The organism is Desulfosalsimonas propionicica (assembly GCF_013761005.1).
GTDB lineage: Bacteria > Desulfobacterota > Desulfobacteria > Desulfobacterales > Desulfosalsimonadaceae > Desulfosalsimonas > Desulfosalsimonas propionicica.
Map to the genome: position 1 here is coordinate 475307 of NZ_JACDUS010000002.1, position 26261 is coordinate 501567.

Genomic DNA, 26261 nt, shown 5'->3' on the forward strand with positions numbered 1-26261 from the left:
TTGAAAAAAGCCCCCGCAGTCTATCAACTCCAAACTTCATTATATAAAACCAAATGGATTGGAATGTCAATGCATATTTAATGAGTTAAGCGCGCCATTACCTGTTTCATGTCCTCCCAGACAGCCCTTTTGGCCTTTGGGTGCACCAGCAGATAGGCTGGCTCGTGGGTGGGCATTACAGCAATGCCTTCATAATCATGAAACCGGCCGCGCAGGCGGGAGATGGGTTCATCGGTGCCCAGCAGGCTCTGCGCGGCAAAGCCGCCAAGGGCGCAGATGATTTTCGGGGATACAGCCCGGATTTGACGCTTGAGCCAGATGCGGCAGGCCCGGGCCTCGAACCGGTCCGGAAGCCGCTCTTCCGGCGGCCGGCACTTGACTGCATGACAAATGTAGACGCTTTGGCGGCTTTGACCCATGGCTTCAATGATGCGGGTGAGCAGTCGCCCGGTCTCACCGCTGTAGGGCATCCCGGAGTCTGTATCGGCCGGTTCCGGAAAGGGGCCGATAAACATGATATCTGCACCGGCTGTACCCTGCCCGCATATCACGGCCTTGCGCGAATCCGCCAGGCGGCACCTGCGGCAGTAGACCAGATCGCTTAAAATGGCATCAAGGCTGTCGTGTTCCGGCAAATGGGTTTCATGGCTGGCAATGACCTGTTTTACGCCGCCCCATTTTTGCACAATGCCCTGTGCATCTTCGCCCAGGGGTGCGCCCGTGCATCCCATCTCCTTTAAATAAAGCAGGTATTGGCGCACTTCCTGCATGAAATCCAGATTCATTTGGTCCGGGCCTGTCATTTGCCGGCCTCCGGCTGCCCGGCGGAAAGTATCCGGTCCAGCAGCACATGGGCGGCCCCCTGTTTGTCCATGGGCGGCACCGGCTCTTTGCTACCGTCTTTGAAAAACAGCTGGATGCTGCTGGTTTGGGCTGCAAATGCGGACGCCGGGCCGATGACCAGGTTGCCTGCGATCATGTCCAGGTTTTTGGCGCCGAGCTTTTTGGCGGCGTTTTTTTCCAGGTCCCGGGTTTCTGCGGCAAATCCCACCAGCACCTGGTTGGATTTTTTTCTTTTCCCCAGTTCTGCAAGAATATCCACGGTCCGGTCAAAAACAACAGTGAGGGCATCTTCGCCCTTTTTGAGCTTGTGGGGCGCCTTATCCGCTGGGGTGTAATCCGATACAGCTGCGGCCTTGATGATCACATCTGCGGCATCGGATTCGGCCAACACCGCATCGGCCATTTCCTGGGCGGTTTCCACGTTGATCCGGCACACCCCAAGCGGTGCTTCCAAATCCGTAGGCCCGGAGACCAGTACCACGTGGGCCCCTCTTCCGGCCGCGGCCCTGGCAATGGCATACCCCATTTTCCCGGATGAGGGATTGCTGATAAACCGGACCGGATCCATGGGCTCCCGGGTGGGCCCGGCCGTAACAAGCACCCGCTTGTTGAAATAATCATTTGGCAGAAAAACATTGATGATGTGCTCAAAAATGCTTTCCGGATCCGCAAGCCGGCCGGGTCCAACGGCCTTGCAGGCAAGTTCGCCTTCAGAGGGCTCCACAATGATGTAGCCGTCAGACTCCAGGGTTTCAATGTTTCGCTGCACAGCCCGGTTTTCATACATGTGGGTGTTCATGGCCGGGCAGATGAGCTTGGGTGCGGTGACCGCCAGCATCAGGGTGGTTAGGGCGTCATCAGCAATGCCGTTTGCCAGCTTGCCGATGATATTTCCGGTAGCCGGCGCAATCACTGCGGCATCTGCGGCCTCGGCCCAGGAAATATGATGCATGGCATCATCTTCCGGGCTGTCATACATATCCATAAATACCGGGCTGCTGGATATGGCCTGAAATGTCAGGGGGGCGACAAAGGCGGCCGCATTGCGGGTCATGGCCACATTCACCCTGGCTCCGGCACGCTGCAAAAGTCGCATGAGTTCCACGCTCTTGTAGGCGGCAATTCCGCCGGAAACGCCGAGCAGTATGGTTTTTCCGCTTATGGGGGGCCAAGTTTCCATAAAAAAGAAAATATCCTGGTTGGCTGTTTTTGTCAAACCCGGGCAGATTCCGCCCCGGTTGAAGGCCCGGCAATAAGGGCCCCAAGACGGCAGTCTGCCCCGATGCTCAGGAGGCCGTTCGGCTGACTGCTACAGATTTGGTCCATATCTGACTTTACCAGAAGCGCGTTTTTTCTCTGTATGACGACGAATTCGTTTTGTTTTCTTGGAAATCCAGTACCACTGGCACCGGTCCAATATATTCAACCGACTTTTTCCCTTGTAGAAAGTCAAAAGTGAAATCCGATCCTGTAAAGTAAAAACCTCGTCCGGCAAACTGTAATTGAGACGGGCAAGGCTTTTGATGCCCCATCGGAACTTTGAGAAAAACCCAGTTTCTACCCTTTGAAGGTCAAAAAGCGCAAGCTTTGGCATGTCAGATGCCCCTTCATAATAAAGCAAAATGTGGGTGGCATTAAAATCTTGGTGATTGAATCCATTTTCATGCATTTGCCTGGCAAGCGATGCGACTTTTTCAATCAGCTTTTTTTTTCGGCATCGGCCCTCTTTGCCCATAAAAAACTGCGGATTAACTTTAAGAAAAGTTTCAAGCGAAATATAAGGGGAAAAATCCACTGTTATCAAAAATGATTCCACATGAAACAATCCCCTGCGTCTTTGACCCGCAGCTACGGGAATAACCGTTGCCAAACCTTTTTCGCGAAAACGCAAGATATTATTATACTCTAAGGGTCCCTGAGCGCTTATAAAACCAGGAAAGCACCATCCTGCCATAGCTCGCAAAGCTGTATATTCATCATTGTGGCGTTTAAGATAAAATAACTTTTTGTTCTGGCCGGCAAGCATCTCTGTGCGCACAACTGAATGAAGAACCGTTTCCTTCACAAGTTCTCCATGAGGATACTGCCAGATTGCATCAAAATAGTTCAGCCCGAGAAGCTGTAGTACTTTTTCATAATTTTTGTTAACGATCAGATCTCGGGTTGAAATACTTTTGATAGGGGAGAACAAATCCTTCATTTGACTAAGTTCCCTGATTCTCACTAAAGGCCTGGTTCTTGATCAAAGCAGCGGCTTCGATAACTTCAGCTGCCTTCGCGTGTCTGCTGTACACATCGGTCCGGCCTACATAATTTTTTCCATTCAATGACCACTTTTTCAAATTTTCAGAAGTCAACATAACCAGTAAAAGTTCATTTAACCTGTATTGCAAAAAAGGAACAGGAATCAAATAGCCAGCATTGGCCCGAGATATGTGGAAACTGTACCCACAACTTTCCGTTGCCAACACGGGAAGCCCTGCTGCCATAGCCTCAATTAAGACAGTGCCCGTATTTTCTCTATAAGCCGGATGCAGTAACAGATCCGCTCCTAACAAGAACCGCGGCACATCATCGCGTTCACCGATAAAAATTACGCGGGATAATACCCCAAGCCTTTTTGCGAGTCTGCGATAAGGACCGGCTTTGCCCCTGCCCACAATCACCAGGCGAGTTTTGTCGGATAGACTGGCAGGCAGTGAAGCAATAGCATGAATTGCCCTATCAACACCTTTGATCTTATAATTGGAACCCACCATTAACACAATAAACTCATCCCGCGCCAAACCGATTTCTTGCCTAAGAGCGGCACCAATCTCCGATGCATCGGGCGGAGCTATCCGGTCTTTGGAGATACCCGGCGGAACCATAAAAAAACGCTTTTCCGGGGTTCCATAATGACGCTTGTACTGTTTTTTTTCGTATTCAGAAATGGCAATGATCCAAGTATTGGAAGATTGACTGAAGACTGATTTTTCAAGCTTTATTAGTGTTCGATATCTATTGGTTAAACGGTATAAAAAGCTTTTTTCCGAAGCCTTAGCTGCATAGCAAAAATCTGAGGCAAAATAGACATCCAAGCCTGGCATCTTATTAAACCCTACAATTGCGTCATACGCACCGTCGCAAATGTAGGGTTTCAACCTCCTGGCAAAGGATCGATATCGGCTGTGATTGGTCAAGCCACTATTGGTTATAGTTTTGACTTTAATATCTTCAGGCTTTTCTCCGACCCAGGAACCAGTATAAACATCTACCTGATGCCCACGGGAGACACAGGTTCGTGCGAGCTGCAAGAACCCTCTCTGCAGACCGCCGTATGGAAAATATTTAAATAAACAAAACGCGAATTTCATATATTCTAAAATTATAAGAGCTATCGAAAGATTCCGAGATAAAACGAAATCCCCGGAAAGTTAAGCAAATCCGCAAGTAAAATAGTTGAACAAGCGGCATTCAAAAGTTAGCCAAAAAAAAGTTTTGTCAATAATGTGCCAGCATTAATGATGGAACCTTTACCGTAAAGCTGTCATCTTCTGTGCCATCTTGATTTTTACGGAAAACACAGTAGCGCCTATGTCAAACACGATACATAAGAATTGCTATTTCCGAAAACTTCTCAAATATTTACGCAGATAAGAGAGTCGAAAAACAATGATTGGTCTTTCTTTTACTGCTTGTTTATAATACCCTCTGGCTTCTTTAAATCTTCTATTTCGGAAGTGTGCTCTGAAAAGAGTCAAATACCATCTAGTCAAATACAATGACCGATATCCCATCTGCTCAGCAGTAAGCAAGTTTTTATTAAATATATTGTCCACAGTGTTCAAACCTGCTTCCTGCATTTTTGCAATATTATATCGCTGACTTCCTTTGTGCCGGTTCACGGTAAGGACAAATCCTGATACTGATACGGCTTGATAACGAACCAATACTTTTGAATAAAAGACTACATCCTCGTTCACAGCCACCTCCGATGGAAACCTTATCAAATCAAAAGCTTCCCGTCTTACAAGAGCAGTACCCATACACAGCCCTTTGACTTTTTTAAGAATATATCGCCGAAAATTTTCAGTCCGATCATTGCCCAAGGGGCTTGGTGGCCGTTTTACTATTTTGCCTTTTTCATTTATGGCTTGAAAGCCCGAGAACAAGAGCCATGCCTGTGGGTTTATCTCTGCGGCCCTGACCATTTTTCTTACAGCACCATCAATTAATTGATCATCTGCATCCAAGCACCAAACATATTCTCCGGCAGCCTTTGCCACTCCGTTGTTCCTTGCCACGGAAGGACCTGCATTTTTCTGGAATATATAATCAATTTTTTTTTCCGGATACTGTTGTTGAATCCTTGATATAACATCAATTGTATTGTCAGTTGATCCGTCATCAACTACGATAACTTCGTAATCCCCATAATCTTGCTGAAAGACGGAGGCAAGGCAACGTTCCAAAAAATTCCCATAGTTATATGTCGGAATAACAAAGCTAATTTTCATAACATTTTAACTTTATTTTAGATAAAGGTATAAACTTCAATTTTTCAAGTTCTTGGCAAAATATGCGGCAGATAAATGGATGCCTTTCCCAGTTTTTCAATAGCCGCTGACAATCCTTTAACAGTTTTTGCTGAAATTTTCGCCCAGCCCGTCCATATGAACGCATAGAATCCAAGTCAATGACAACAAGATTGTCACCGGAAACAATAAAATTGGTCGCCTTAAAATCTCCATGTGTAATCAGGGAATGATAAAAAATCTTTAAAATCTGACCAAATTTGCTGGCCATATTCTGGATTTCAGATTCACTGTTTTCTTTTGCGTGAAACCATTGATAAGCATCTCTGCCATGTACATATTCAGTTATAAAATAAGCTTTTGAACGCAATGAACCCCATTTATATTCCAACATTGCAAGTGGTTTTGGAGTAGCAATGTTCAGCAAAATCAATCGATGCGCATTTTTCCAGGAACGCCAGGCCCTGCTAACCCTAAAACAGCGCCGCAACGCATGGGTAAAACTTTTTATATTATATCGCTTCACAATAAAAAAACTGTTGTCCATTTCTATCAGTGCAACTGTAGAAGAATTTCCATTCTTTAATAATTTTCCCTTATCAATGAATGCATCCGGGTGCCTTAAAAAAGTTTTCATTTCACGTGTATAACATTTTCGCTTGCACACCATGAACTGATTCCAGGACCTGGAACAAACCTGAACCGAAGATTCCCGATAAATTTTTTTAAAATATTTTTTTTCTTTTTTTTGCCGCTGAAGTCGAATTTGTTTAATAAGGTAACGGCGATAAGAACGGCCCGGAGTCCAGTTACGCTTTTGGCGATAGAAAACAAATGCATCTTCAAGCAAATAGTCAAAAGCTGATTCAAACTGGGCAAACACGGCCGCCAGGTTTTTTATACTCCTGGCAGGAGAAAGGGCTTTTCCCTTTTTGACTATCGCGACAGCGCCGCCGTCAATTGCGTAAAGGATTCCGCCGGCGACCATGAAGTTTCCCGGGTGGGCATCTTTGTGAATCAGACCGAATGCATGCATCGATGCAGTCAGCGAAAAAAGATTTTTTAGAAGGCCGGCACGCTGCCAGTCTGTTTCTGCACTTTTCCAGGCCTTTTCAAAATCAATTGCATGCTCCAGCATCTGCAGAATAAGCATCGGCTGTCGGCCGGCGGAATCAACGGCAGCGCTGCAAATGAGCTCAGGGGTGTTGATGCCTGTTTGAGCAAGCGCCAATAATCCCTGCTCTTCGCGCCTGCAATGAGTTTTGCCCCTTTTGGAATCCAGAAAAAACTTGGCAACGATGTTTCGGCCATTGGTTTCACCACCACAGACCAAGCGTTTACCCGGAAGATTTCTTAACACTCGGGTGCATTTGATTTCATGGTCATTGCCCCGGCATGACACAACCACTCGAAAAGGTGTTTGAATATCATGCCCGTCTGAAAGAAAACCAGAACTTTGCAAAGGGATTGTTTTTTTCAAACTGTGATATCCTTCTTACCGATCAAGGCGTTGATCCTGTTCCAGGTTTTTTACCCACTGCTGAGCTAAAAAATTTGCTGTTCTGGCCTCGAGCTTTTTTTGCTTCCTTTCGTATCTTAGCGGTTTTTCCTTGCGCACTGCGGCTGTGCCATGGGCGATATGAGCAATTTTTGACCGCATCTCCTCGACTGGAATCATAGGCGTTTGATAGCCTGCATTCCATAGCTGTGCTGCAATGGAATACCCCCCACCTCTTCCCAGCCCCCCTTCAGCTCCTTGAATCGGGGTAAACTGCAAACCATTTTCAACAATAATATCTCTTCGATACATTGCACAATAGTCCCGCGGATAATGACCTACTTTCCATTCTACATGCTTTTTTGAGCCCAACAGTTGTCTGATTTTTTTTACCATATACCTTGTCACTCTTTTCTGAAAAACATACACGGGATTTTCCAGATGCAGTTTCCAGGCACCGGATGCGGCAGCTTTGGGATGACTGTTGATTTCCCTGAGCATGGGGTCCAGCCAGTCATCGGCCCGGACAAATACGTCAGAATGCATGGTGATGTAATAATCGCCGGTTGCATGTGTCAGCCCGTAATCCCAGGCGGTAAAAACATTGCGGGGCCAGTTGGTGTGTTTTTCCTCTGGCCGCTCAAGCAGAATAATCCAATCCAGGGACCGCAGATAATCAAGGCTTTCATCCTTTGATCCGTTGTCCACGACGATCACCTGAATGTCATATTTTGCAGAATGCTTGCGAATCGAGCGCAGGCATATGCGCATGTATTTTTGGACCTGCCAGTGGGGTATGCATACGGTAACCGAAGGCTTATTCTCTGTCATACAAATTTTCTCCAATGTTTTCAAATCATCTGATACAGGCGTACCATCAGAAGAAAAAATTGTCGTCTTCTGCTGTTTCCAAAGACGCCACCGGGGTTTCCGAGGTTATAAAATTTTCAATCCACCAGTTGACATCATTATAAAAGCAGGCGATCCGGTCGCATTCCTTTTGGGCGTCAAAACAATCAATGGAACGCCTGAGATTTTCAAGGGTTTTTTGAAAATTTTCCTCCCCTGCATAACCGTCAGCCTCTGCAATTTTGGCACTCTCCACCCCCCTGAAAGCCGGGCAGTGAAAAATGCCGTCCGGGGCCAGAACAGAGTTGAAAATATGCATATGGCAGGTTTTGGGCTGCTTTTTCAGCTCATGGACCCGGTGATGGATCATGGCGATCAAATTGACACTTTCAAGGATTTTAATCCGGTCACCGGCCGCATCTTTGGTTTCATCAATGCGTTTTTTGACCTCATTGATGATTTCCTCCTGTTTTTGTCTGTCCACGCTGTCCAAAAGGGTTTCCTTGTGCAGATCCGGAAGCCGGATCAGGCAAGGCTTAAAAGAGATATAATCAAACCCATACCGGGCGGCCAGCCCGGCGGCCTTTTGCATTTCATCAATATTGGGTGCAATGGGCACACCGTTCATCTCCAGGCCCTCCCACATGATGACAAAGGAATAGCCAAGGGATAAATCCGGGTTCTGGCTTTTTATCTCCCGGGCGTTTTCAAGGATATCATTTAACTGAACCCCGGTTTTCGGACGGTGAAGCTTGTCAAAGGTTTCCTGGATGGCGGCATCAAGGGACAATCGCAGCCAATCATGCTTTCCCAGCAAATGTGCCACATCTGTTACCCGCTGGAGTTTTGACCCGTTTGTAACAATGCCCACCTGGAGGCCGATTTCCTTGCTATACCGGACCACCTCGCCAAAGCCGCGGTACAGGGTCGGTTCCCCGCCCCCCAGCAAAATTACCGAAAGCAGGCCATGGGCTTTTAGCGTGTCCAGGCTTTTTTTGACTTGTTCCAGATCCAGCTGCCGGCCGGAGTTAATGATTCCAGAATCCACGCAGTGCGGGCAGGAAAAATTGCAGGCAGTGGTCAGATCCAGGTTGATGGAAACAGGCGCCATATCCGGGACAGACGCGTCTGGCCGATCGTTTCGAAGGCTCCGCTGCCACCGGACATAATCCGCAAACCCCTCTATCACCGAGGCCTGCCTGAGTTTTAGGCTGAAATCATGTTCTTTGTGTTTTGGATGGGTCATTTTATTCCTCAATCAATTCTGCATTTGAATAATTTTGGTAAATTTGCGCCAGCAGCGCCATATTATTGATGATCATTTGCTCACCCATTGCCGGGGGGCGCTTTTTAATAACCGAAGACAGAAAATCCTGCACAGACAATTCCAGGGGATCTGTTATGTGAATTGTTTGACCCTGATATTGAAAACAGATGTCATATGTTTCCACATCAATGATGCGATGCACAATTTTATTGTTAAACCCATATGCAAAATCCCGGGGTTGACTCAATGTATGGACAAGTTCAATCATGGTCCTGCAGACACCGCCGGAATGCACATAATCAAATATGATTTCCATTACTTTGTTTTTTTTATTTTCCCGGATATGCAGACCGGCCACATCCCCGGAACCAAAAACCCTATATAGCATACTCAGGGCGTGGGGAACAGAGTCTAAAATCATGTCTTTGCCGGATACGGAAGGTGCCAGCTGGATGAAAAAGTTTTGGGTTTCGTCCGGTGCCACGGGCCCGCAAAGACATTCATAAAATGGCAGGGAAAACGGCCATTGGGCATTCATTGCAATTTTTAAATTCCGCCGGCCGGCTTCGTAGAAAACAGACCCAAGGCAGGCCCCTGCATCTCCGGCAATATCATCCATACTGACAAACGGTTTTTCACAAAAAATGTGCACCCCGTGATCAATGCATTGGGCCAGGTAATGGTAGTGGGTATCCACGGGAGAAGCAATGACCGCGGCTTCAGGCCGCTTTTTTTCGATCATTTCTGAAAACCCGGTGTAAGCCGCAGCAGTGATTCCGTAAGAAGCCAGAGACAAGGCCGCCTGCTGCGCTGACGACTCTGTGGTGCCCAGCACCGCTGTCACCTGTGCGCCGCTTTGATGAAAATATTTTGCAATATATTGCCCGATGCCGTTTCTTTTTCTGCCGGCACCGATTATGGCTGTTTTCATCGAATCTCTTTCAGTCTGTCCGGCTTTTTGTCAAGTTGATCTTGCAAAACCCGGAACCCTATATTATCAATCCAATTTTAATTCAAGTGCGGTTTAACTTTCTTAGCAGGTAATGACCGCCTGATGCAACAGCAGGAAATTTGTCTGACAGTACTTGACGCCTTGGATCAATCTACTATAAATGATGCCACTTAAAAATTGATGACACGGAAAAAGTTCAATATCTGCGTTACGCGCAATTTCTCAAAATTTCACGTACGGCTAAGTACGCTGCATTCTTCGAAATCGCGCAAGCCTTGATCTTGAACTTTTTACGGCGCCATCTGAAAATCGACTTTTTACGAAAGCATAAAAAATTAAAAGCTCCCGCATCCATAAATATAGAAGGACAAGCAAAAATAACCCATGAAAAAATTCGAAAATCTTTTTGATGCATATGAACCCAAATACGGCCTGCTCTTTTGCCTGGCACTGGCTGCTTTTATTAAAATCCTGCTGCTATGCCTTTTTCAAAAGCCCATCAATGCAGACGGCACGCTCTATATCTCCATTGCCAAACATTTTGCTGACGGCCGGTTCAGCGATGGCATGGCCCTGTACCCAATGCCTTTTTATCCCGCACTCATCGCCCTGGTTCATTTCATCATCCCCAACTGGGATCTGGCCGCCCGCCTGCTTTCCATTTTTTTTATGACCTTTGCCATTGTCCCGCTTTACTTTCTTACCCGGGACCTGTTTAACCGGCATGCAGCATTCTGGTCGGCCTTTGCATTTGCCGTATCCCCCGTGTTTAATGAATGGTCCGTGGATGTCATCCGGGGCACGGGTTTTGTGTTTTGCGTCCTGTGGGCGGTATGGCTGGGTCAAAAAGCCCTTAAACTTGAAAAACCAGCATTTTTTGTCTGGACCGGAGCGATCTCGGTTATTTCCTTCTTGTTTCGCGTTGAAGGAATTTTTTTAATTGTTTTTTTTCCTTTGTTTTGCATTGTCCGAATGCTGCAAAAACCCAAAACTGCTGTTTCTATGGCAAAGGGATTGATGCTTTGGCTCGCTTTCATTGCCGTTTTGGGCGGAGCGGGCTTAACTGCAGCCCATTTAAACCAGATGCCGGTCAACCGGCTGGACTCAGTGACAAGCAAAGCAGATGCCGCCTTACAGCTCGAGTTCATGGACAAATATATGGAGCGCTACAAAGCCCTTGAGAAATTGGAAGGAACCCCGCCTTTTTATCACGGTCGACAGAATCTGCTGGAAACCACCCGCCATTTTATGTACCTGGTTTATCTTACGGGTTTTGGTAAAATCTTCATTAAAGTCATATTCCCCTGTTTTTTTGTGGCGCTATTTTTTTCCTCCTGGCGGCCGATGCAAGTCCAGCATGCTTTTATTCTTGGCCTGATCGGTTTTTACCTGTTGTTGGTCTATCTCAACTTGATCAACCGCGATTTCATGCAGCACAGATTTGTATTCGCACCTGCCTGCCTTGTCTACCCATGGGTGGGCCAGGGGCTGAACAATCTGTTTAACCGTGTCAAAAATTCTTTTCGCCCGAATTTCTGGCTTTTCTGCTTTTTGGCGGTTTTTCTCGTCGTGCCGGCCTCCAAGGCATTTCATTCAGTTGTTAAAAGGGATGACAGTGTCATAATAGAAGCCGGCCGTTTTGCCAAACAAAACGAGTTGCTACGGGATGCACGAGTACTGACCAATGATTCGCAGTTACCCTATTATGGCGGATTAACCGTTGATCAGTTTGAAACCATACCGAATAAATACGAGGATGATTATGCCGGCATGGGAAAAATTGCAATAAAAAAGCAAATCGATATCATTTATATCAAAGTGTCGGATGAAAAAGACATCATGCCGCAATTTTCCGGATACCGGCTGATCAAAAAATTTCCCAGTGACGACCGGATAATATATATTTTTGGGTCCGCGCAGTTCTGCAAGGACAAGGGACTGCTGCAATGACCCGGTTTTGCCATGTAATTCTTGACCGCGACGGGGTGCTCAATTATGAGGCACCCGGCGGATATGTAACAGATCCGGACCAGTGGGTCTGGATTGAGGGGGTATTGGATGCTTTGGCCAAAATGGCTCAGGCCGGGCTCCGGCTTTCTGTGGCCACCAATCAAAGCTGTGTGAAACGGGGAATCATAGACCAACAAACCCTGGAAACCATCCATGACCGGATGCGCCGGGATGCTGCAGCAAAAGGCATATTTTTTTCAGGTATTCATTTCTGCCCCCACACCCCTGATCAAGGCTGCAGGTGCCGCAAACCCGAGCCCGGTCTAATAGAAGAGGCCGTCCAACAATCCGGTATCTCAAAAAATCAGACGGTATTTATCGGTGATTCGCAAAGCGATCTGCAGGCCGGCCGGGCCGCGGGCATTGCAACCTGGCTGGTTCGCACAGGAAAGGGGAAAAATACCGAGGCAGCCTTGAAAGAGGGCATGATACAAGGTATTAGCGCGGAAAACGTGCAAATTTTCGAGGATCTGGGCCAGGCCTGTGCTGCTTTGCTTGCAAGGACTTGAAAGAAAAGGATTTAGCGGACAACGGTCAAACAGAGGGGCGGGATGGGCAAATCAACTATACGCGGTATCCCGTCCATTGCCCGAATCCGACGGCCCTTCAACAATGATTTTTGCCCTGGCAACCGTCCGGCTCATGGGATCCGGCGAGCGGAGCAGATCGGTATAAGGAGTTCGGAAAGGGTCTTGATGGTTTCGTTTGGCCTGTTGGGATGCTTTGCCGACATTTCGTAGATTCATCCATGATTCGCTGATTATCTCCATAATAATTCCCAAAAACGCTTCAATCAAAAAACCATTTCCGATTCCGGGCGGGGGCCAGGCGAGGCGTCCATTATTCAAGCAGCATTCGAGCGCCCTTGTAATGGGTACTCCAATACTTATTCCCCAGGTGACCGATTCTCACGGCACCACCTGATCCCGGGGAATGAATGAATCGGTTCGCACCGATATATATGCCCACATGACTCGGGGACAAAATGGTGCCCAACCATTTCCATTTTTTAAAAAATACCAGATCCCCTTTTTTCAGGTTTGCCCGGGCAATCTTGTGTCCCGCACGGAATTGCTGCGTGGATGTTCTTGGAATTTCAAAACCCGCCTGCCTGTAGACGAAACGGACGAATCCCGAGCAGTCAAAGCCGGCCGGCGTATCACCGTTCCATTTATAAGGGGTGTTTTTATGCTGCAGCGCAATGTTGACAATCTCATTTCTTACCGCCGGACTGACATGGGTTCCGGGATGGGGCCGAAAAGCATTGCACCCGCCGGAAAAAAGGAGGCAAGCCGTTAAAAGCAACACCAATATCCAGGACCGGCCGGATCCGGAAAAAGAAAGTACAACAGGTTCGGCCCTGTTTCGGATGCACGTCTTGATCCTGCATTGCTTCATTGGTCATATGTCCCTGGCGGCCGGCTAAAGACTCAAACATCTTGCTCCCGACCGGTTTTTATCAGCGTAATCAGATTGTTTAAAATCCGCGCGGTCAATCCCCAGATAATATCGTTTCCGTATCTGTACAGATCGCTTTCAAACTCCAGGCCTTTCCAGTTGTAAGTGCCATATGTGTATGTTTCAGGGTCGAGCAGACGGGAAAACGGAATGAGGATCAGGCGCTCGACCTCCCTGGAGTCGGGCCGGAATTCATATGGATAAGGAATGCTGCCGACAAAAGGGGCAATCCGGTATTTCGATGTCACGGTCTGCTGGGTGCTCAGTGCGCCCCACACGTCAACGTGTTCCGGTTTTACACCGATTTCTTCATGAGTTTCCCTTAACGCGGTTTCCAGGTCGTCTCTGTCTTCTTTTTCTTTTCCGCCCCCGGGAAATGAAATCTGGTCTCCATGAACTCCGGGATAATCCGGACGCTTCATCAAAACCAAAGACAACCCTTCCGGAAGCGGGTAAAATGGGATAAGCACCGAGGCCGGTTTTCGCCCCGGCGACTGGAAATGCTGCGGTCGATGACTTGCCAGTATATTTCTGATTTCCGCCTTATGATATTTTTTTCTCAATCTATTGGTCCCCCCGTGTCCATCGGAAAGCATGAACTGCTGTTCAGCAGCATAAAACACAACCGGATCACAATCAATACTTCTCGATTTCCAGACGTCCATATACTGATACAAATTTGCGTTTTGACTTTGGCTGCCTCTTTTTGTAAAGTCGTTTAGTTTACAAAATCACAAGGGTATCAATGTGATAAGCACGCAGATTTGCGGCAAACCGGCCCAAGGCTGCGCTGTTTTTTTCCACAGAAGCCAGACTAAAAAGGAATTGCATGACAACATTTTCAGATATTGTTGCTGAACACAACCAGGTGCTCGGTGATTCGCTGGCATCATTTGAAAAAAAATTCGATCCGGCGCTGGGAGTTTGTATTCACTGCCTACAAAACCAGGGGAAGCTGATGATCTGCGGAAACGGGGGATCTGCCGCTGATGCCCAGCATTTTGCCGCAGAGCTGGTGGGCCGGTATGAAAAGGAAAGAAGCCCGTGGCCGGCTGTTGCCCTTTGCGTGGACACCTCCATTATCACGGCCCTGGGAAATGACTACGGCTTTGAACAGGTCTTTGCCCGCCAGGTAAAGGCCCTGGGCCGCGCCGGGGACGTGCTTGTGGCCCTCAGCACCAGCGGCAATTCCCCCAACGTGGTCAGGGCTGCTGAAGCCGCCCGGGAAATGGGCATCCAGGTCATTGCCATGACCGGTGAAGGCGGCGGAGCTCTGGCGGATCTGGCCGATGTTTTGTTTGCCGTGCCCTCCCGGCGCACCGCCCGGATCCAGGAAGTGCATGAAATCTGCCTGCACGGTCTTGCCCAGGCCATTGAAACCGGGCTGACCAATACCAAGGCGGAAAGGAAACCTTCATGAAAGCTGCTTTTCTGCTTTCCCGCAGTCTCGTGGAACTGCTCGAACATGCCCCCAAACTGCATGTATGGGTTGTGGGCGACGCGTTTTTGGATGATTACATCGAAGGCGCCATCAAACGGGTTTCCCCCGAGGCCCCGGTGCAGGTGGTCAACGTGGAAAACCAGTTCCAGCGCCTGGGCGGGGCCGCCAATGTGGCAAACGGACTGGCCCAACTCGGTGCCAGGGTGACCCTGGCGGCCATCACCGGCCAGGACGCCCCGGGCCATGCCCTGGCTGAACTGTGTGCTGAAAAAAACATTGATACCCAATGCCTGATCCGGGTTCCGGACCGGCCCACCATCCGCAAGCTGCGTGTCATGTCCCGGCGCCAGCAGATGATACGACTCGACTGGGAAAACCCGGAACCCATTGACAACCAAACCCGGCAGGCGCTTTTTGACGCCCTGGATCATGCTGATCCGCCGGATGCCATTTTGCTCAGCGACTATGCCAAGGGCGTGCTCACCGACAATGTCATCCAAACCCTTGTTGAAAAAGGCAGAAGCCGCAATATCCCGGTGGTGGTGGATCCCAAATCCAGAGATTTTTCCAGATACAGCCGGGCCTCCATCATTGCCCCCAATCTCCTGGAATTTGAAACCGCAGCCGGCCGCGCTGTTGATCCCCTGGATGAAACCGCAGTGGCCGAAGCCGCAAAATCCTTGTGTGAAAACTGCCGGCTCGATGCCCTGCTCATCACCCTGGGAGAGCTTGGCATGGCCCTGTGGAGCCCGGAAAACGGTCTGAAACGAGTGGATACCCGGGCCCGGGAGGTCTATGATGTAACGGGTGCCGGCGATACCGTGGTGGCTGCCCTGGGATTGTGTCTGGCCGCAAAAATGGATTTTCAGACCGCTGCCATGATTGCCAATGCGGCTGCCGGCATTGTTGTTGGCAAGGCCGGCACTTCCACGGCCAGCCCGGCGGAATTGGTGGAGTGCCTGTCCCCTCCGCTTGAAAACAAAATCCTGGACACAAGCACCCTTGCTGAACACGTGCGATGGTGGCGCATGCGCAAAAAACGCATCGTGTTTACAAACGGCTGTTTTGATCTTCTTCACGTGGGCCACCTCCACATTTTAAACCAGGCTGCCGCCCAGGGGGATCTGCTTGTGGTGGGACTGAACACAGATACCTCCATTGCCCGGCTAAAGGGCGCAGATCGCCCGCTGATTGCCGAGCATGAACGGGCCTCCATGCTTGCGGCTTTTGACTGTGTGGATGCGGTGGTGCTTTTTGACGAAGACACCCCGGTCAATCTCATTCACACCATCAAACCCGATGTGCTTGTCAAAGGATCAGACTACCGCATGGATCAGGTGGTGGGCAGAGAAGTTGTGGAAAAATACGGCGGCGAGGTGGTGCTTGTGAATTTTCTGCCCAACCAGTCCACTTCCCTGCTGATTGAACGCATCCGCGGCGGGCCGCGCAACAGCGGTTCCTTAAACTGACGTTGCAATTTTTTAAAATTTTAATTGCTCAATTCCCTTATAGGAATTCATAAAACTTTTTTCTGGTCTTATGCTCATAATTGTGATCCAATGGCTATAACCGGGTCCAAACAGCCGGCTGCAAAAATGCCGCCTTTTTGCCCAAGCCCCGGTCAATGACAATGAGCCGCAAAGGAGGCCGCCATGAACATTTCCATGCAACCCGTGGATCGCGTGGACATCCTGACCCTTCAGGACAACTATATTGACATCCTTGCCCGGGACAATTCGGATGTCATCTCCAGAGCCGTGCCCCTGGAGGGAATGGAAGTAAAAAACAGCATACTGGCCGAACACGGCTTTTCTGCGATGATCACTGTCAGCAGCGGCGAATCGTCTAAAAGCCTGCTGTTTGATTTCGGGTTTTCCCATCATGGGGCTGCCATGAACGCAAAAACCCTGAAAGCCGACCTTGCCCGGGTGGAGATCATGGCCCTTTCCCACGGCCACCTTGACCATGTGGGGGGCATCCGCCTGCTTTCGGAAATGGTGGCCAAACCCGGCATCCCCCTGGTGGTCCACCCTGAGGTATTTCGGGCTCCGCGCTACATGAAGATCACGGAAGATCTCAAGGTGTTTTTTCCGCCCTTTACCCGCCAGGACGCCGAGGACGCAAAAGTTTCCCTGATTGAAACCGCAACCCCCTATCCCATGCTCGACAGCCAGGTTCTGTTTTTATCTCAAATCGAGCGAACCACTGAATTTGAAAAAGGCGCCCCCTCGCTTTGGTATGAAAAAGACGGCGTTGCGAAGCCAGACACATTTGAAGATGATACCGCCCTGGCCTTTGTGGTCAAAGACAAGGGCCTGGTGGTGCTAAGCGGCTGCGCCCACGCAGGCATTGTCAACACTGTGAACTATGCCCGGAAGGTTACGGGCGTGGATAAGGTTTATGCCGTCATGGGCGGATTCCACCTCTCCGGACCGGACCAGGCGCCTGTTGTCAAACCCACTATTGAGTCCCTGACAGAAATTGACCCGGCCTGGATCGTGCCCACCCACTGCACCGGGCGTGATGCCACAGCAATGTTTGAACAGGCCTTTGGCGATCGTTTTATCCTGAACATGGCCGGCACCCAGCTGACTTTTGCCGCCGAACAGTAAGATTTTAAATAGTGCCCGAACGAAAACCAGGATTTTTCGTCAAGGTCAAGGACGGCGAAAATTTTAACCACAGGAATACTCGACGTATTTTGAGGATTAAAATTTGAGCCGGACGCAGAGATTGGCGGAAAAGACGGTTTTCGTTCAGGCACTAAATATGATTGACATATCCTTTCATGGCGCGTATAGAAAAACGCCATGAAAGGATATAAATCCCCCATACTGCCGCCGCCTTAACGACTCCCGTTTCTTTTGTCGTCACAACCCTTTTTGTCCTTTAAACAGGATTTTATCAAACACGGTACCAGAAAAACCCGGACCGAAAATTCAACAGAGTTGCATACATGAACGCGATATCAGAAAAACAAAACCGTCAGGAGACGGAACGGCGCCGCACCTTTGGCATCATCAGCCACCCGGATGCCGGCAAAACCACGTTAACGGAAAAACTGCTGCTGTTTGGCGGCGCCATTCAGATGGCCGGATCGGTCAAGGCACGCAAGGCAAGCCGGCATGCCGCCAGCGACTGGATGGCCATCGAGCAGGCCAGGGGCATATCCGTAACCAGCTCAGTGATGCAGTTTTCCTACCGGGATTGCCAGATCAACCTGCTGGACACCCCGGGGCACCAGGATTTCTCCGAAGATACCTACCGGGTGCTGACCGCGGTGGACAGCGCGGTCATGGTGATTGACAGCGTCAAGGGCGTTGAACCCCAGACCCGTAAGCTCATGGAAGTCTGCCGGATGCGAAACACCCCGATCATCACCTTTATCAACAAGCTTGACCGGGAGGGCATGGCGCCGCTTGATATCATCGATGATATTGAAAACACTTTGCAGATCGAATGCGCCCCCCTGTCCTGGCCCATTGGCATGGGCAAGCGGTTTAAGGGCACCTACAACCTGTACCGCAAGGAACTCAACCTGTTTACCCCGGGACAGGAACGCCTGCCCGATGATGTTTTGACCATCCGGGACACAAGCGACCCCAGGCTGGATGAAATCCTCGGCAGCCAGGCAGCCGAACTGCGCCAGGACGTGGAACTGCTGGAAGGGGCTGCCAATCCCTTTGATATGGAGGATTTTTTAAACGGCAGTCAAACTCCGGTTTTTTTCGGCAGCGCCATCAACAATTTCGGCGTTCGCGAACTGCTGGACACTTTTGTGGAAATCGCTCCGCCGCCCCAGCCCCGGCCGGCTGCCACCCGCATGGTTTATCCTGAGGAAAAGGAGTTTTCCGGGTTTGTATTTAAAATCCAGGCCAACATGGATCCGGCCCACAGAGACAGGATCGCGTTTCTGCGCATCTGTTCCGGCAGGTTTGAACGCGGAATGCGGGTGCGCCACCACCGGACCGGAAAAACCGTCCAACTGGCCAATCCCATCACGTTTATGGCCCAGGACCGGGAATTTGCCGAAGAAGCCTGGCCCGGCGACATTATCGGCATCCACAACCACGGCACAATTTGTATCGGGGATACGTTTTCGGAAAAAGAACTCCTGTGGTTTACCGGAGTGCCCAGCTTTGCCCCGGAACATTTCCGCCGGGTGCGCCTTAAGTCCCCCCTCAAGGCCAAGCAGCTGAAAAAAGGGGTTCACCAATTGGTCGAGGAAGGCGCCATTCAGGTGTTTCAGCCGGTGTTGGGAAGCGATTTGATCCTGGGGGCGGTTGGCGTGCTGCAGTTTGACGTGACCATGGAGCGGCTAAAGACCGAATACGGAGTGGATGCTGCCTATGAACCGGCCGAGTATGCCGCAGCCCGATGGGTCCGGTGCACCGACAAAAAAAAGCTGGATGCATTTAAAAAAGCCTGCCAGTCCCATCTGGCAACAGATGCGCGGGGGGAGCTGGTCTACCTCGCCCCGACCCTGTGGCGGCTCAATTATGAGTCCGAACAATGGCCGGATCTCACATTTTTAAAAACCCGGGAATATCAATAAATCCCTGCGCATCCAGTCCCGGAGGATGGAAATTGGCTATTTCTCCGCCTTGCGCGCGCATTCAATACAGGTTGCCACACTGGGATCAAAGCGCAACCGGCCTTCTGCAATTTCTTCATCGCAATTGACGCAATATCCGTAATCCCCGTCTTTCATGCGCTCAAGCGCCTTGTAAATCCGCCTGCGCTCCTGCTCGGCCAGTCGGGATGCGGCCCGGGACATGGCCTTTTGCTGCATGGCATCCATGCGCGAAAGCCGGCCTGTGCGCGCCTGATCCAGTTCCAGGGGCGCTGTGTCGTCTTTTTTGTCGGCCTGCCCGCTTTCGATTGCTTCCAGACGCTTTTGCAGGGCTTCTTGAAATTCTGCAAGGTCGATGTCTTTTCGCAAAATAAAAAAATCCTTTCCGGATCATTTGAAAACCATCTGTTTGACCGGCTTACACGTTGCCTTTTTGAAACAAATACAAATTTTTTATTTTATCCGAAAACGCATATCCGCACAATCATGATTTGTGTTCACTCCTGGCCAGTCTGCAAACCCAAAAATTGACACCAGCAAACAACAAGATTATCTTTTCTAAAGAATATATAGTTTCCCGGAATCAAGTGCCAAGCGGTTTTATTTCACCACAAATGCGTCACCATATACGCAAGGAGGGCCTGCCACAAAAATTCACCGGGCAAGAATTTTAAGCAAACATCTTATTGACATCTTTTCCCAAAAAAGGAGCAACGCCATGAAACCTATTGTAAAAACAGGTGTAATCATTCTTTCTGCCATATTTGTCACATTTCTGGCAGGTGAGAGTTTTGCGCAAACCAAAACAAAAATTGAGCCAAAGGCGGAGAACTTTGTTTTTTTCGTGGACAACTCCGGGTCCATGGGGTTTGACTACAAGCCCCTGGAAATGCCCAAAAGCCAGGCCGCAAAGGATCTGCTGGCAGCCGTCAGTCAGGATCTGCCAAAACTGGATGCCACTTTCGGCGTATATACATACGCCCCTTACAAGAAATATCTTCCGGCCGGAACCCCGGGATCCCAGGGATTGAAAGGCTCTTTTGAAGCCATGCCTGTTGAGTTTCCCATTTTTGACCGCCAGACCCCGATGGGACAGGATATGAAAAGCCTTGACGGCGCGCTGTCCCGGCTGCAGGACCGGATCAACGTCATTGTGGCCACAGACGGGGAATCCAACCGAGGTCCGGAACCGGTGGGTGTGCTCCAGGCAATGGATGACAAATACGGCGACCGCATCTGTTTTCACTTCCTGAGCCTGGCCCAGAGCCCTGAAGAAAAAGCCCTGGTCAATCAGATGGCGCGCATCCAGTCCTGCTCCACCACCACCGAAGCCGACACCCTGGCAGATGATGCCGGCAGACAGGCATTTATCGAAAAAGTATTTTATGAAACCCGCCAGGTGAAAACCGAACCCAAACCAAAGGAAAAACCGGCTGTAAAGGCCCCGGTGATCGGCAATGTTTTGTTTGGCTTTGACAGCAGTAAAATCAGGTCCCAATATGAAAGCAACCTGAACAAAGCCGTTGAGATCATCAAGGCCCACCCGGGCCAAAAGGTGATTTTAAGAGGCCATACAGACAGCAAGGGATCAGCCGAGTATAACTTGAGACTGTCCAGAAGACGGGCCAAAGCCGTGGCCGATTATCTAAAGGTGCAGGGTGTTGACCCGGAGCGTGTAACAATGGATCTCAGAGCATTCGGGGAAGCCAATCCCGAATACGACAACGCCACGGAAACCGGACGGGCCTTAAACCGCAGGGTTGAGATCAAGCTGGTCAAGTAAAACAAACCACCGAAAAACCACGGCATTTATTCAAACCAAACTGCCGGACTTTTTCAAACCGGTTGAAACAACGCAGTCCATAAGCGGGGATGTCAGGCAAAAGCCTGCCGGCATCCCCGCTTTTTTCTTTTTGATCCGGTTTTGCCCGATTTTATAGGATGTATCAGGGAAGCCCCGCGCCCGGAACATCCACATCCACCGCCCAGATAGCGGCCTCCCGGGCGGCTTTTCGGTTATGCTCGGCAAAATCCGGAGCCACGCACAAATACAGGGTCTGACGGTTAACCCCGCCCAGGGTGCACGCAAATACACCCTGCGCGCCCGTGGAAATCTCATCAAGAATCCTGCCGCCCTCTGCTACCCGCAGTGCCCGGTTGCCAATGGCATCGGCCAGCCATACAGCCCCTTCTGCATCAAGAACCCCGCCGTCAGGCGCCGCTTTGGCCTGGGGGATGACCTCGGCCAGCTCCCGTCCTTTGGGCATGGGGCCGAGAACCGCCCAGTCCCGGCGGGAACCAAGGGACCCGTCAGCCCGGATATCAAAGGCAGAGATGCGGTTGGCAAAGGTTTCATTGACAATCAGGGTTTGGCCGTCCGGGGTGATCATGGAACCATTGGGAAAATACAGGTCTTCTGCGGCCACACGCACGGTTCCGTCGGGGTCGACCCGGGCCAGACTGGCTGTCTGCAGTGGAACGCCGGCCATTAGATCAAAGCCGAAATTACCCACATAAGCCCTTCCCTGCCGGTCCACCACCATGTCATTGGCATGACCGCCGGCCACTTCAGACAGATCCGCATGAACCGCAAGGCTTCCGTCATTTTCCTGCCGAAGAAGCTTGCGGTCTGTCATGGATACAATCAGCAGGCGGCCGTCAGGAAGCCAGCCCAGACCGGAAGGCTGGCCGGGCACTTCGGCAATGACTTCAACGCCTCCGTCCGGATCTACGGCAATGACCTGTTTCAGATAAAAATCCGAAAGCCATAGCCTGTTGTCGTGCCAGCGAGGTGCCTCCAGAAAAAAATAGCCGGAAATCAATGTGGTAAAAGCGGGTTGTGTCATGGCAATCTTGCCTCCTTGCAGCCTTTGGGATGGGTAGGAAAAAAGGGGCCAATAAACAACCGGTACCGGAACAAATGAAGATAAAAATTCCTGGACCAGCTGTTGCAGGTCCTAAGATAATAGAATTCATACTGATTTTCAATCATTGTTTCAGTATGCGCCACCGGACCCGGAATTTTTTCCAAGGCCCGGGCCGCAGGGCAATGGCTTGACATCAGGCCAAAAGGATGTATTTTTGATTCAGGAAGCTTACACCTGAAAACACCTTTTAAAACGGAGGCGGTTATGCCGGAAAAGAAATTCAAGCAGGTATGTGAATGTGAAAAATGCGGCAATGAGGCGGAAATGATGATCACCTGCAGCCTGGTTCCTGAAGAGGACAAACCGGAAGAAAAGATGGAAGAGGCAAAGGTGCTAAAGGAGAAAAAACCGGGCACGGTTGAAGGACATGCCGTTTGCACCCGATGCGGCAGTGAAGCCGATATCTGGCTGGATACCAGCGGCATATAAAATGATTGGATTTTTTTTGCACAACCGGACAAGGTGCTGGCCGCTGTCGCAATTGCCTTGTCCGGTTGGCCGTCTGGGTTTGCATCCGTTATGGCCGGATCCGGTCCGGTCCGGGAAACTTGTCCACTGAGAGCTCCTGGAGCTTGTATTTCTGGATTTTGCCGCTGGCGGTCATGGGATAGCCATCCACAAAGGCAACGTGTTTGGGAATCTTGTAGCGGCTGATCCGGCCCCGGCAGAAATCCCGGATATCCTGTCCGGTTAAGTCTGAATCGGATTTTTTGATCACAAAGGCGCCCACCTCCTCGCCGTATTTCTTGCTGGGCACCCCCACCACCTGCACATCAACCACCCCTTCGAGCTGATAGAGAAACTCCTCGATCTCCCGGGGATAGATATTTTCCCCGCCCCGGATGATCATGTCCTTGTATCTGCCCGTGATGGCCAGATACCCGTCTGCATCAAGCACCCCGAGATCGCCGGTATGCAGCCATCCGTCGGCGTCAATGGTCTTGGCCGTGGCCTCGGCCATGTTGTAGTAGCCGCGCATGACATTATAGCCCCGGCAGCACACCTCGCCCTGTTCGCCCGGGCCTTTTTCCTCCCCGGTTTCCGGGTCCGTGATTTTGACTTCGATACGCGGCATGGGACGGCCGACAGTTTCGGTTCGCCGGCGCATATCATCTCCGGGCATGGTCTGGGTGATCACCGGGGAACCCTCGGTGAGCCCGTAGCAAATGGTGATTTCATGCATGTACATTCGGTCTATGACCTGCCGCATCACGTGTACCGGACAGGGCGAGCCGGCCATGATGCCGGTGCGCAGCGAGGAGAAGTCAAACTTGTCAAACAGTCCGTGGTCCAGAACGGCAATAAACATGGTGGGCACGCCATACAGGGCCGTGCATTTCTCCTGCTCCACAGCGGCCATGACCTGGACCGGATCGAACTTTTCCAGCACCACAAGGGTTGCGGCATGGCTGACCGCCGCCAGAACCCCCAGAACGCATCCAAAGCAGTGAAACAGGGGAACCGGCAGGCAAACCCGGTCGGCTGCGGTAAATTTCTGATTCTCCCCGATCCAGAACCCGTTGTTAACAATGTTATAATGGGTCAGCATCACTCCCTTGGGAAACCCGGTAGTGCCGGAAGTGTACTGCATATTGACCACGTCATGAACATCGAGTTGCTCCTGGCGGGCCCTGTAATCCGAATCAGAAACCAGAGCCCCCATTGCCATGACCTCGGGCAGGGCATACATGCCCCTGTGTTTTTCCATTCCCAGAAAAAACACCCGTTTCAGGTGCGGAAAACGGGGGGTATCCAGCCGGCCCCTGTCCTGGGACCGAAGCTCGGGGACCAGGTCATAGACGATCTGCAGATAATCGCTATCCATGTAGCCATCAATTAAAAACAAATTTTCGCATTCCGACTGCTGCAGCAAATAAGCCAGTTCATCGCTTTTGTAATTGGTGTTGACCGTGAGCAAAACAGCCCCGATTCTGGCCGTGGCAAACTGCAGCGCCACCCAGTAGGGGATATTGGTGGCCCAGACGGCCACTTTTTCACCCCTGGCCACACCCATGGCCATCAGCCCCTTTGCCAGGCGGTCCACCACGGAAACAAATTCCCGGTAGGTCATGCGGAAATCCCGGTCCACGTATATCAGTGCATCATTGTCCGGATGGCCGGCAACAGCCTCGTCCAAAAGCTGGCCCATGGTGATGGTGCGCAATTGATTGTCCATAACCGCCTCCTATCTGGGAATGTAGACCACCGCATAGATGGCAGCGGGCGCCTCACCCAGGCAGCTGACACAATGGGGAATGATGGAGTTGTAATAAATACTGTCGCCCTCGCCCAGGCGATAGGTTTCATCTCCGTAAATCACTTCCACCTCACCCTGCTGCACCACGATAAATTCTTCTCCCTCGTGGCTGGACAAATGCTTTTCCTCTGCCGACTCGGGCAGGATCTCAACATAGAACGGTTCCATGTGCCGATCGCTTTTGCCTTTGCCAAGGGAGTAAAATTTCAAATCCACGGGCTTGTCCCTGCCCCGGAGCATACTCAGCTCATTTTTGCGCTCAGCCCGGCGCATCACCAGAGGGTCCTGGCTCAACTGGTCATCCAGAAACGTTCCCAGCCGCACTTCCAGGGCCCGGGCAATTTTCAGCAAGGGCCCCAGGGATGGATAAACATTTTCCTCCACCACGGAATGCAAAAACTCGGGGGACAGCTCAGTGCGCCGCACCAACTCGTCCATATCAATTTCTTTCGTGGCCATAAACGCCTTGATTCGCTGGCCCACTTTTTCGGATTTCATGTGACCTCCATGCCTGATCTGTAAGCCTTTCGGGCTGCCGGATACCGCCCGGAAAAAATTTTTTCCACAAACCCGGTCCCTGTTCTGTGACACATATGCCACGAACCGGGTTTCTATACCTTATCTGCGCAATGATGTAAACCATAACCCGCACCGCCCGCCTTATACGCGGGCCCGGACAATCCGTAACCGAACAGACAATATAAATAGTGCCTTTACATGGCTGCCAGGGACTGTTATTCTTTTTATAATTAAATTTTTCCCATCTTTTCTGCCTTAACTGGTTTCAATGTTGGTTTAGCGGCTGCATGAAAGAATTGGCAGCCATATGATAACCTTATTTTCCTTTTCTGAATGGTGAACCATGGCTGCGTATCGCGAAAACCTTCTGGAGCTTCTGGTGGATGCACCCTGGTGGGTGAGTGCGGCAATTGCCGCTGCCGTTTTTGTGGTGCTCAAATTCATCCTGCCGGAACTGGTTACAGGACAATCTCTGTCTGCTGCTCTGGCCGGGGGACTGGCGGACGCGGCCTGGCTCATTGCCCTGATCGTTTTGATCCCTGCCCCGGTTTCCGCTTACAACACCTGGAAAAAAGACCGCCTGCTAAGCGGCCGGGAGGACCCGGCAGCCATCAAAAAACTTTCCCGGGGCGCTTTTACCCAGCTGGTGGAAGACATTTATGCAGCAAACGGCTACCGCATCAAGCCGGATGCAGACCCCGGCGATGAGGCTGAAGTGGACCTGATCGCGGAAAAAAAAAGCCAGCAGGTGCTTGTTCAGCACAGGCATCACAAATCCGGACAAATAACGCCCAAAGCCGTACAGGCCATGATTGACAGGCTGGAAAAAGACAACGCCGGACAAGCCCATATCATTTCCTGCAGCGGTTTTACCCGGGAGGCTTCTGAACTGGCTGCAGGCAGCGCAGTCCGATTAATTGACGTCAACGACCTGGGAAAGATGATCAAACCCGGCCGAAGCTGAAAACCTTCAACAATGATGGTCTCGTAAAAGTCGGTTTTCAGATGGCGCCGTAAAAAGTTCAAGATCAAGGCTTGCACGATTTCGAATAATGCAAAGTAGTTATCCGTACGTGAAATTCTGAGAAATCTCGTGTAACGCAGATACTGGATTTTTTCCGGTGCCATCAAAAATCGGCGGCAAGCCCCG

General features: G+C 50.4%; 25 protein-coding genes. 9 read left to right on the forward strand and 16 right to left on the reverse strand.

Going from position 1 to position 26261, the window contains the following annotated elements:
- Positions 1 to 77: 77 nt before the first annotated feature.
- From HNR65_RS05465 to HNR65_RS05505, 9 genes are all read right to left on the reverse strand, one after another.
- The gene (locus HNR65_RS05465; protein ID WP_181550446.1) at positions 78 to 803 is read right to left on the reverse strand and encodes a uracil-DNA glycosylase; all 726 of its coding nucleotides are present in this window, start codon (positions 801 to 803) and stop codon (positions 78 to 80) included.
- Positions 800 to 2023 carry a bifunctional phosphopantothenoylcysteine decarboxylase/phosphopantothenate--cysteine ligase CoaBC gene (gene coaBC / locus HNR65_RS05470; protein WP_181550447.1) on the reverse strand — a complete coding sequence of 408 codons (1224 nt, stop codon included), beginning with the start codon at positions 2021 to 2023 and terminating at the stop codon, positions 800 to 802. The genes HNR65_RS05465 and coaBC overlap by 4 nt, the downstream gene beginning before the upstream one ends.
- Before the next feature lie 129 nt (positions 2024 to 2152).
- Positions 2153 to 3043: a lipopolysaccharide kinase InaA family protein gene (locus HNR65_RS05475; protein ID WP_181550448.1), complete on the reverse strand. Its 891-nt coding sequence runs from the start codon at positions 3041 to 3043 to the stop codon at positions 2153 to 2155.
- A 4-nt stretch (positions 3044 to 3047) separates the two neighbouring features.
- The gene (locus HNR65_RS05480) at positions 3048 to 4199 is read right to left on the reverse strand and encodes a glycosyltransferase family 4 protein (RefSeq protein ID WP_269750855.1); all 1152 of its coding nucleotides are present in this window, start codon (positions 4197 to 4199) and stop codon (positions 3048 to 3050) included.
- 246 nt (positions 4200 to 4445) lie between these two features.
- Positions 4446 to 5342, reverse strand: a complete 897-nt coding sequence (locus HNR65_RS05485) for a glycosyltransferase family 2 protein (protein WP_181550450.1) — start codon at positions 5340 to 5342, stop codon at positions 4446 to 4448.
- Complete coding sequence (locus HNR65_RS05490; protein ID WP_181550451.1) at positions 5332 to 6840, reverse strand: lipopolysaccharide kinase InaA family protein; 1509 nt, start codon at positions 6838 to 6840, stop codon at positions 5332 to 5334. Before HNR65_RS05490 ends, HNR65_RS05485 begins: the two co-directional genes overlap by 11 nt.
- A 15-nt stretch (positions 6841 to 6855) precedes the next feature.
- Positions 6856 to 7689, reverse strand: a complete 834-nt coding sequence (locus HNR65_RS05495) for a glycosyltransferase family 2 protein (RefSeq protein WP_181550452.1) — start codon at positions 7687 to 7689, stop codon at positions 6856 to 6858.
- 46 nt (positions 7690 to 7735) lie between these two features.
- Complete coding sequence (locus HNR65_RS05500) at positions 7736 to 8953, reverse strand: radical SAM protein (protein ID WP_181550453.1); 1218 nt, start codon at positions 8951 to 8953, stop codon at positions 7736 to 7738.
- A gap of 1 nt (position 8954) precedes the next feature.
- Positions 8955 to 9905: a Gfo/Idh/MocA family protein gene (locus tag HNR65_RS05505; RefSeq protein ID WP_181550454.1), complete on the reverse strand. Its 951-nt coding sequence runs from the start codon at positions 9903 to 9905 to the stop codon at positions 8955 to 8957.
- Positions 9906 to 10310: 405 nt separating this feature from the next.
- Here HNR65_RS05505 and HNR65_RS05510 point away from each other — a divergent pair, with 405 nt between their 5' ends.
- Complete coding sequence (locus HNR65_RS05510) at positions 10311 to 11876, forward strand: glycosyltransferase family 39 protein (RefSeq protein ID WP_181550455.1); 1566 nt, start codon at positions 10311 to 10313, stop codon at positions 11874 to 11876.
- The gene (gmhB, locus tag HNR65_RS05515) at positions 11873 to 12445 is read left to right on the forward strand and encodes a D-glycero-beta-D-manno-heptose 1,7-bisphosphate 7-phosphatase (protein WP_181550456.1); all 573 of its coding nucleotides are present in this window, start codon (positions 11873 to 11875) and stop codon (positions 12443 to 12445) included. Before HNR65_RS05510 ends, gmhB begins: the two co-directional genes overlap by 4 nt.
- Before the next feature lie 51 nt (positions 12446 to 12496).
- On the opposite strand, the gene HNR65_RS05520 is transcribed toward gmhB, so the two are convergent.
- From HNR65_RS05520 to HNR65_RS05530, 3 genes are read right to left on the reverse strand one after another with little or no spacing between them, the layout of a single operon-like run.
- A complete protein-coding gene (locus HNR65_RS05520) occupies positions 12497 to 12733 on the reverse strand; it encodes a hypothetical protein (protein ID WP_181550457.1) in 237 nt (78 codons plus the stop codon).
- A gap of 43 nt (positions 12734 to 12776) precedes the next feature.
- Complete coding sequence (locus HNR65_RS18245) at positions 12777 to 13334, reverse strand: C40 family peptidase (protein WP_181550458.1); 558 nt, start codon at positions 13332 to 13334, stop codon at positions 12777 to 12779.
- Positions 13335 to 13366: 32 nt separating this feature from the next.
- Positions 13367 to 13816: an NUDIX hydrolase gene (locus tag HNR65_RS05530; protein ID WP_232364670.1), complete on the reverse strand. Its 450-nt coding sequence runs from the start codon at positions 13814 to 13816 to the stop codon at positions 13367 to 13369.
- Positions 13817 to 14223: 407 nt separating this feature from the next.
- Here HNR65_RS05530 and HNR65_RS05535 point away from each other — a divergent pair, with 407 nt between their 5' ends.
- From HNR65_RS05535 to HNR65_RS05550, 4 genes are all read left to right on the forward strand, one after another.
- The gene (locus HNR65_RS05535) at positions 14224 to 14814 is read left to right on the forward strand and encodes a D-sedoheptulose-7-phosphate isomerase (protein WP_181550460.1); all 591 of its coding nucleotides are present in this window, start codon (positions 14224 to 14226) and stop codon (positions 14812 to 14814) included.
- On the forward strand, positions 14811 to 16304 hold the full coding sequence (gene rfaE1, locus HNR65_RS05540; protein WP_181550461.1) for a D-glycero-beta-D-manno-heptose-7-phosphate kinase: 1494 nt from the start codon (positions 14811 to 14813) through the stop codon (positions 16302 to 16304). The genes HNR65_RS05535 and rfaE1 overlap by 4 nt, the downstream gene beginning before the upstream one ends.
- Positions 16305 to 16487: 183 nt before the next feature.
- Complete coding sequence (locus HNR65_RS05545; protein WP_181550462.1) at positions 16488 to 17447, forward strand: MBL fold metallo-hydrolase; 960 nt, start codon at positions 16488 to 16490, stop codon at positions 17445 to 17447.
- A gap of 344 nt (positions 17448 to 17791) precedes the next feature.
- Positions 17792 to 19390, forward strand: a complete 1599-nt coding sequence (locus tag HNR65_RS05550; RefSeq protein ID WP_181550463.1) for a peptide chain release factor 3 — start codon at positions 17792 to 17794, stop codon at positions 19388 to 19390.
- Positions 19391 to 19426: 36 nt separating this feature from the next.
- On the opposite strand, the gene HNR65_RS05555 is transcribed toward HNR65_RS05550, so the two are convergent.
- Positions 19427 to 19777 carry a TraR/DksA family transcriptional regulator gene (locus tag HNR65_RS05555; RefSeq protein WP_181550464.1) on the reverse strand — a complete coding sequence of 117 codons (351 nt, stop codon included), beginning with the start codon at positions 19775 to 19777 and terminating at the stop codon, positions 19427 to 19429.
- Between the two features lie 349 nt (positions 19778 to 20126).
- On the opposite strand from HNR65_RS05555, the gene HNR65_RS05560 reads away from it, so the two are divergent.
- Positions 20127 to 21191 (forward strand): OmpA family protein, encoded by a 1065-nt coding sequence (locus HNR65_RS05560; RefSeq protein ID WP_181550465.1) that lies wholly within the window; start codon positions 20127 to 20129, stop codon positions 21189 to 21191.
- Between the two features lie 163 nt (positions 21192 to 21354).
- Here the strand turns inward: HNR65_RS05560 and HNR65_RS05565 are convergent, their stop codons facing one another.
- Complete coding sequence (locus HNR65_RS05565; RefSeq protein ID WP_181550466.1) at positions 21355 to 22254, reverse strand: SMP-30/gluconolactonase/LRE family protein; 900 nt, start codon at positions 22252 to 22254, stop codon at positions 21355 to 21357.
- A gap of 285 nt (positions 22255 to 22539) precedes the next feature.
- Between HNR65_RS05565 and HNR65_RS05570 the strand changes: the two genes are divergently transcribed.
- Entirely contained in the window at positions 22540 to 22764 is a 225-nt protein-coding gene (locus HNR65_RS05570) for a hypothetical protein (protein WP_181550467.1), read from the forward strand.
- An 88-nt stretch (positions 22765 to 22852) separates the two neighbouring features.
- Here the strand turns inward: HNR65_RS05570 and HNR65_RS05575 are convergent, their stop codons facing one another.
- Both HNR65_RS05575 and HNR65_RS05580 read right to left on the reverse strand, forming a co-directional pair.
- Positions 22853 to 24511 carry an AMP-binding protein gene (locus tag HNR65_RS05575; RefSeq protein ID WP_181550468.1) on the reverse strand — a complete coding sequence of 553 codons (1659 nt, stop codon included), beginning with the start codon at positions 24509 to 24511 and terminating at the stop codon, positions 22853 to 22855.
- 9 nt (positions 24512 to 24520) lie between these two features.
- Positions 24521 to 25090 carry a cupin domain-containing protein gene (locus tag HNR65_RS05580; protein ID WP_181550469.1) on the reverse strand — a complete coding sequence of 190 codons (570 nt, stop codon included), beginning with the start codon at positions 25088 to 25090 and terminating at the stop codon, positions 24521 to 24523.
- A gap of 364 nt (positions 25091 to 25454) precedes the next feature.
- Between HNR65_RS05580 and HNR65_RS05585 the strand changes: the two genes are divergently transcribed.
- A complete protein-coding gene (locus HNR65_RS05585; protein WP_181550470.1) occupies positions 25455 to 26075 on the forward strand; it encodes a restriction endonuclease in 621 nt (206 codons plus the stop codon).
- Positions 26076 to 26261 lie beyond the last annotated feature (186 nt).

Bases quoted from the DNA above. Each gene is read 5' to 3' on its own strand.
- HNR65_RS05465 (WP_181550446.1), bottom strand. From the start codon at position 803: ATGACAGGCCCGGACCAAATGAATCTGGATTTCATGCAGGAAGTGCGC.
- coaBC (WP_181550447.1), bottom strand. From the start codon at position 2,023: ATGGAAACTTGGCCCCCCATAAGCGGAAAAACCATACTGCTCGGCGTT.
- HNR65_RS05475 (WP_181550448.1), bottom strand. From the start codon at position 3,043: ATGAAGGATTTGTTCTCCCCTATCAAAAGTATTTCAACCCGAGATCTG.
- HNR65_RS05480 (WP_269750855.1), bottom strand. From the start codon at position 4,199: ATGAAATTCGCGTTTTGTTTATTTAAATATTTTCCATACGGCGGTCTG.
- HNR65_RS05485 (WP_181550450.1), bottom strand. From the start codon at position 5,342: ATGAAAATTAGCTTTGTTATTCCGACATATAACTATGGGAATTTTTTG.
- HNR65_RS05495 (WP_181550452.1), bottom strand. From the start codon at position 7,689: ATGACAGAGAATAAGCCTTCGGTTACCGTATGCATACCCCACTGGCAG.
- HNR65_RS05500 (WP_181550453.1), bottom strand. From the start codon at position 8,953: ATGACCCATCCAAAACACAAAGAACATGATTTCAGCCTAAAACTCAGG.
- HNR65_RS05505 (WP_181550454.1), bottom strand. From the start codon at position 9,905: ATGAAAACAGCCATAATCGGTGCCGGCAGAAAAAGAAACGGCATCGGG.
- HNR65_RS05510 (WP_181550455.1), top strand. From the start codon at position 10,311: ATGAAAAAATTCGAAAATCTTTTTGATGCATATGAACCCAAATACGGC.
- gmhB (WP_181550456.1), top strand. From the start codon at position 11,873: ATGACCCGGTTTTGCCATGTAATTCTTGACCGCGACGGGGTGCTCAAT.
- HNR65_RS18245 (WP_181550458.1), bottom strand. From the start codon at position 13,334: ATGAAGCAATGCAGGATCAAGACGTGCATCCGAAACAGGGCCGAACCT.
- HNR65_RS05530 (WP_232364670.1), bottom strand. From the start codon at position 13,816: ATGAAGCGTCCGGATTATCCCGGAGTTCATGGAGACCAGATTTCATTT.
- HNR65_RS05535 (WP_181550460.1), top strand. From the start codon at position 14,224: ATGACAACATTTTCAGATATTGTTGCTGAACACAACCAGGTGCTCGGT.
- rfaE1 (WP_181550461.1), top strand. From the start codon at position 14,811: ATGAAAGCTGCTTTTCTGCTTTCCCGCAGTCTCGTGGAACTGCTCGAA.
- HNR65_RS05545 (WP_181550462.1), top strand. From the start codon at position 16,488: ATGAACATTTCCATGCAACCCGTGGATCGCGTGGACATCCTGACCCTT.
- HNR65_RS05550 (WP_181550463.1), top strand. From the start codon at position 17,792: ATGAACGCGATATCAGAAAAACAAAACCGTCAGGAGACGGAACGGCGC.
- HNR65_RS05560 (WP_181550465.1), top strand. From the start codon at position 20,127: ATGAAACCTATTGTAAAAACAGGTGTAATCATTCTTTCTGCCATATTT.
- HNR65_RS05565 (WP_181550466.1), bottom strand. From the start codon at position 22,254: ATGACACAACCCGCTTTTACCACATTGATTTCCGGCTATTTTTTTCTG.
- HNR65_RS05570 (WP_181550467.1), top strand. From the start codon at position 22,540: ATGCCGGAAAAGAAATTCAAGCAGGTATGTGAATGTGAAAAATGCGGC.
- HNR65_RS05575 (WP_181550468.1), bottom strand. From the start codon at position 24,511: ATGGACAATCAATTGCGCACCATCACCATGGGCCAGCTTTTGGACGAG.
- HNR65_RS05580 (WP_181550469.1), bottom strand. From the start codon at position 25,090: ATGAAATCCGAAAAAGTGGGCCAGCGAATCAAGGCGTTTATGGCCACG.
- HNR65_RS05585 (WP_181550470.1), top strand. From the start codon at position 25,455: ATGGCTGCGTATCGCGAAAACCTTCTGGAGCTTCTGGTGGATGCACCC.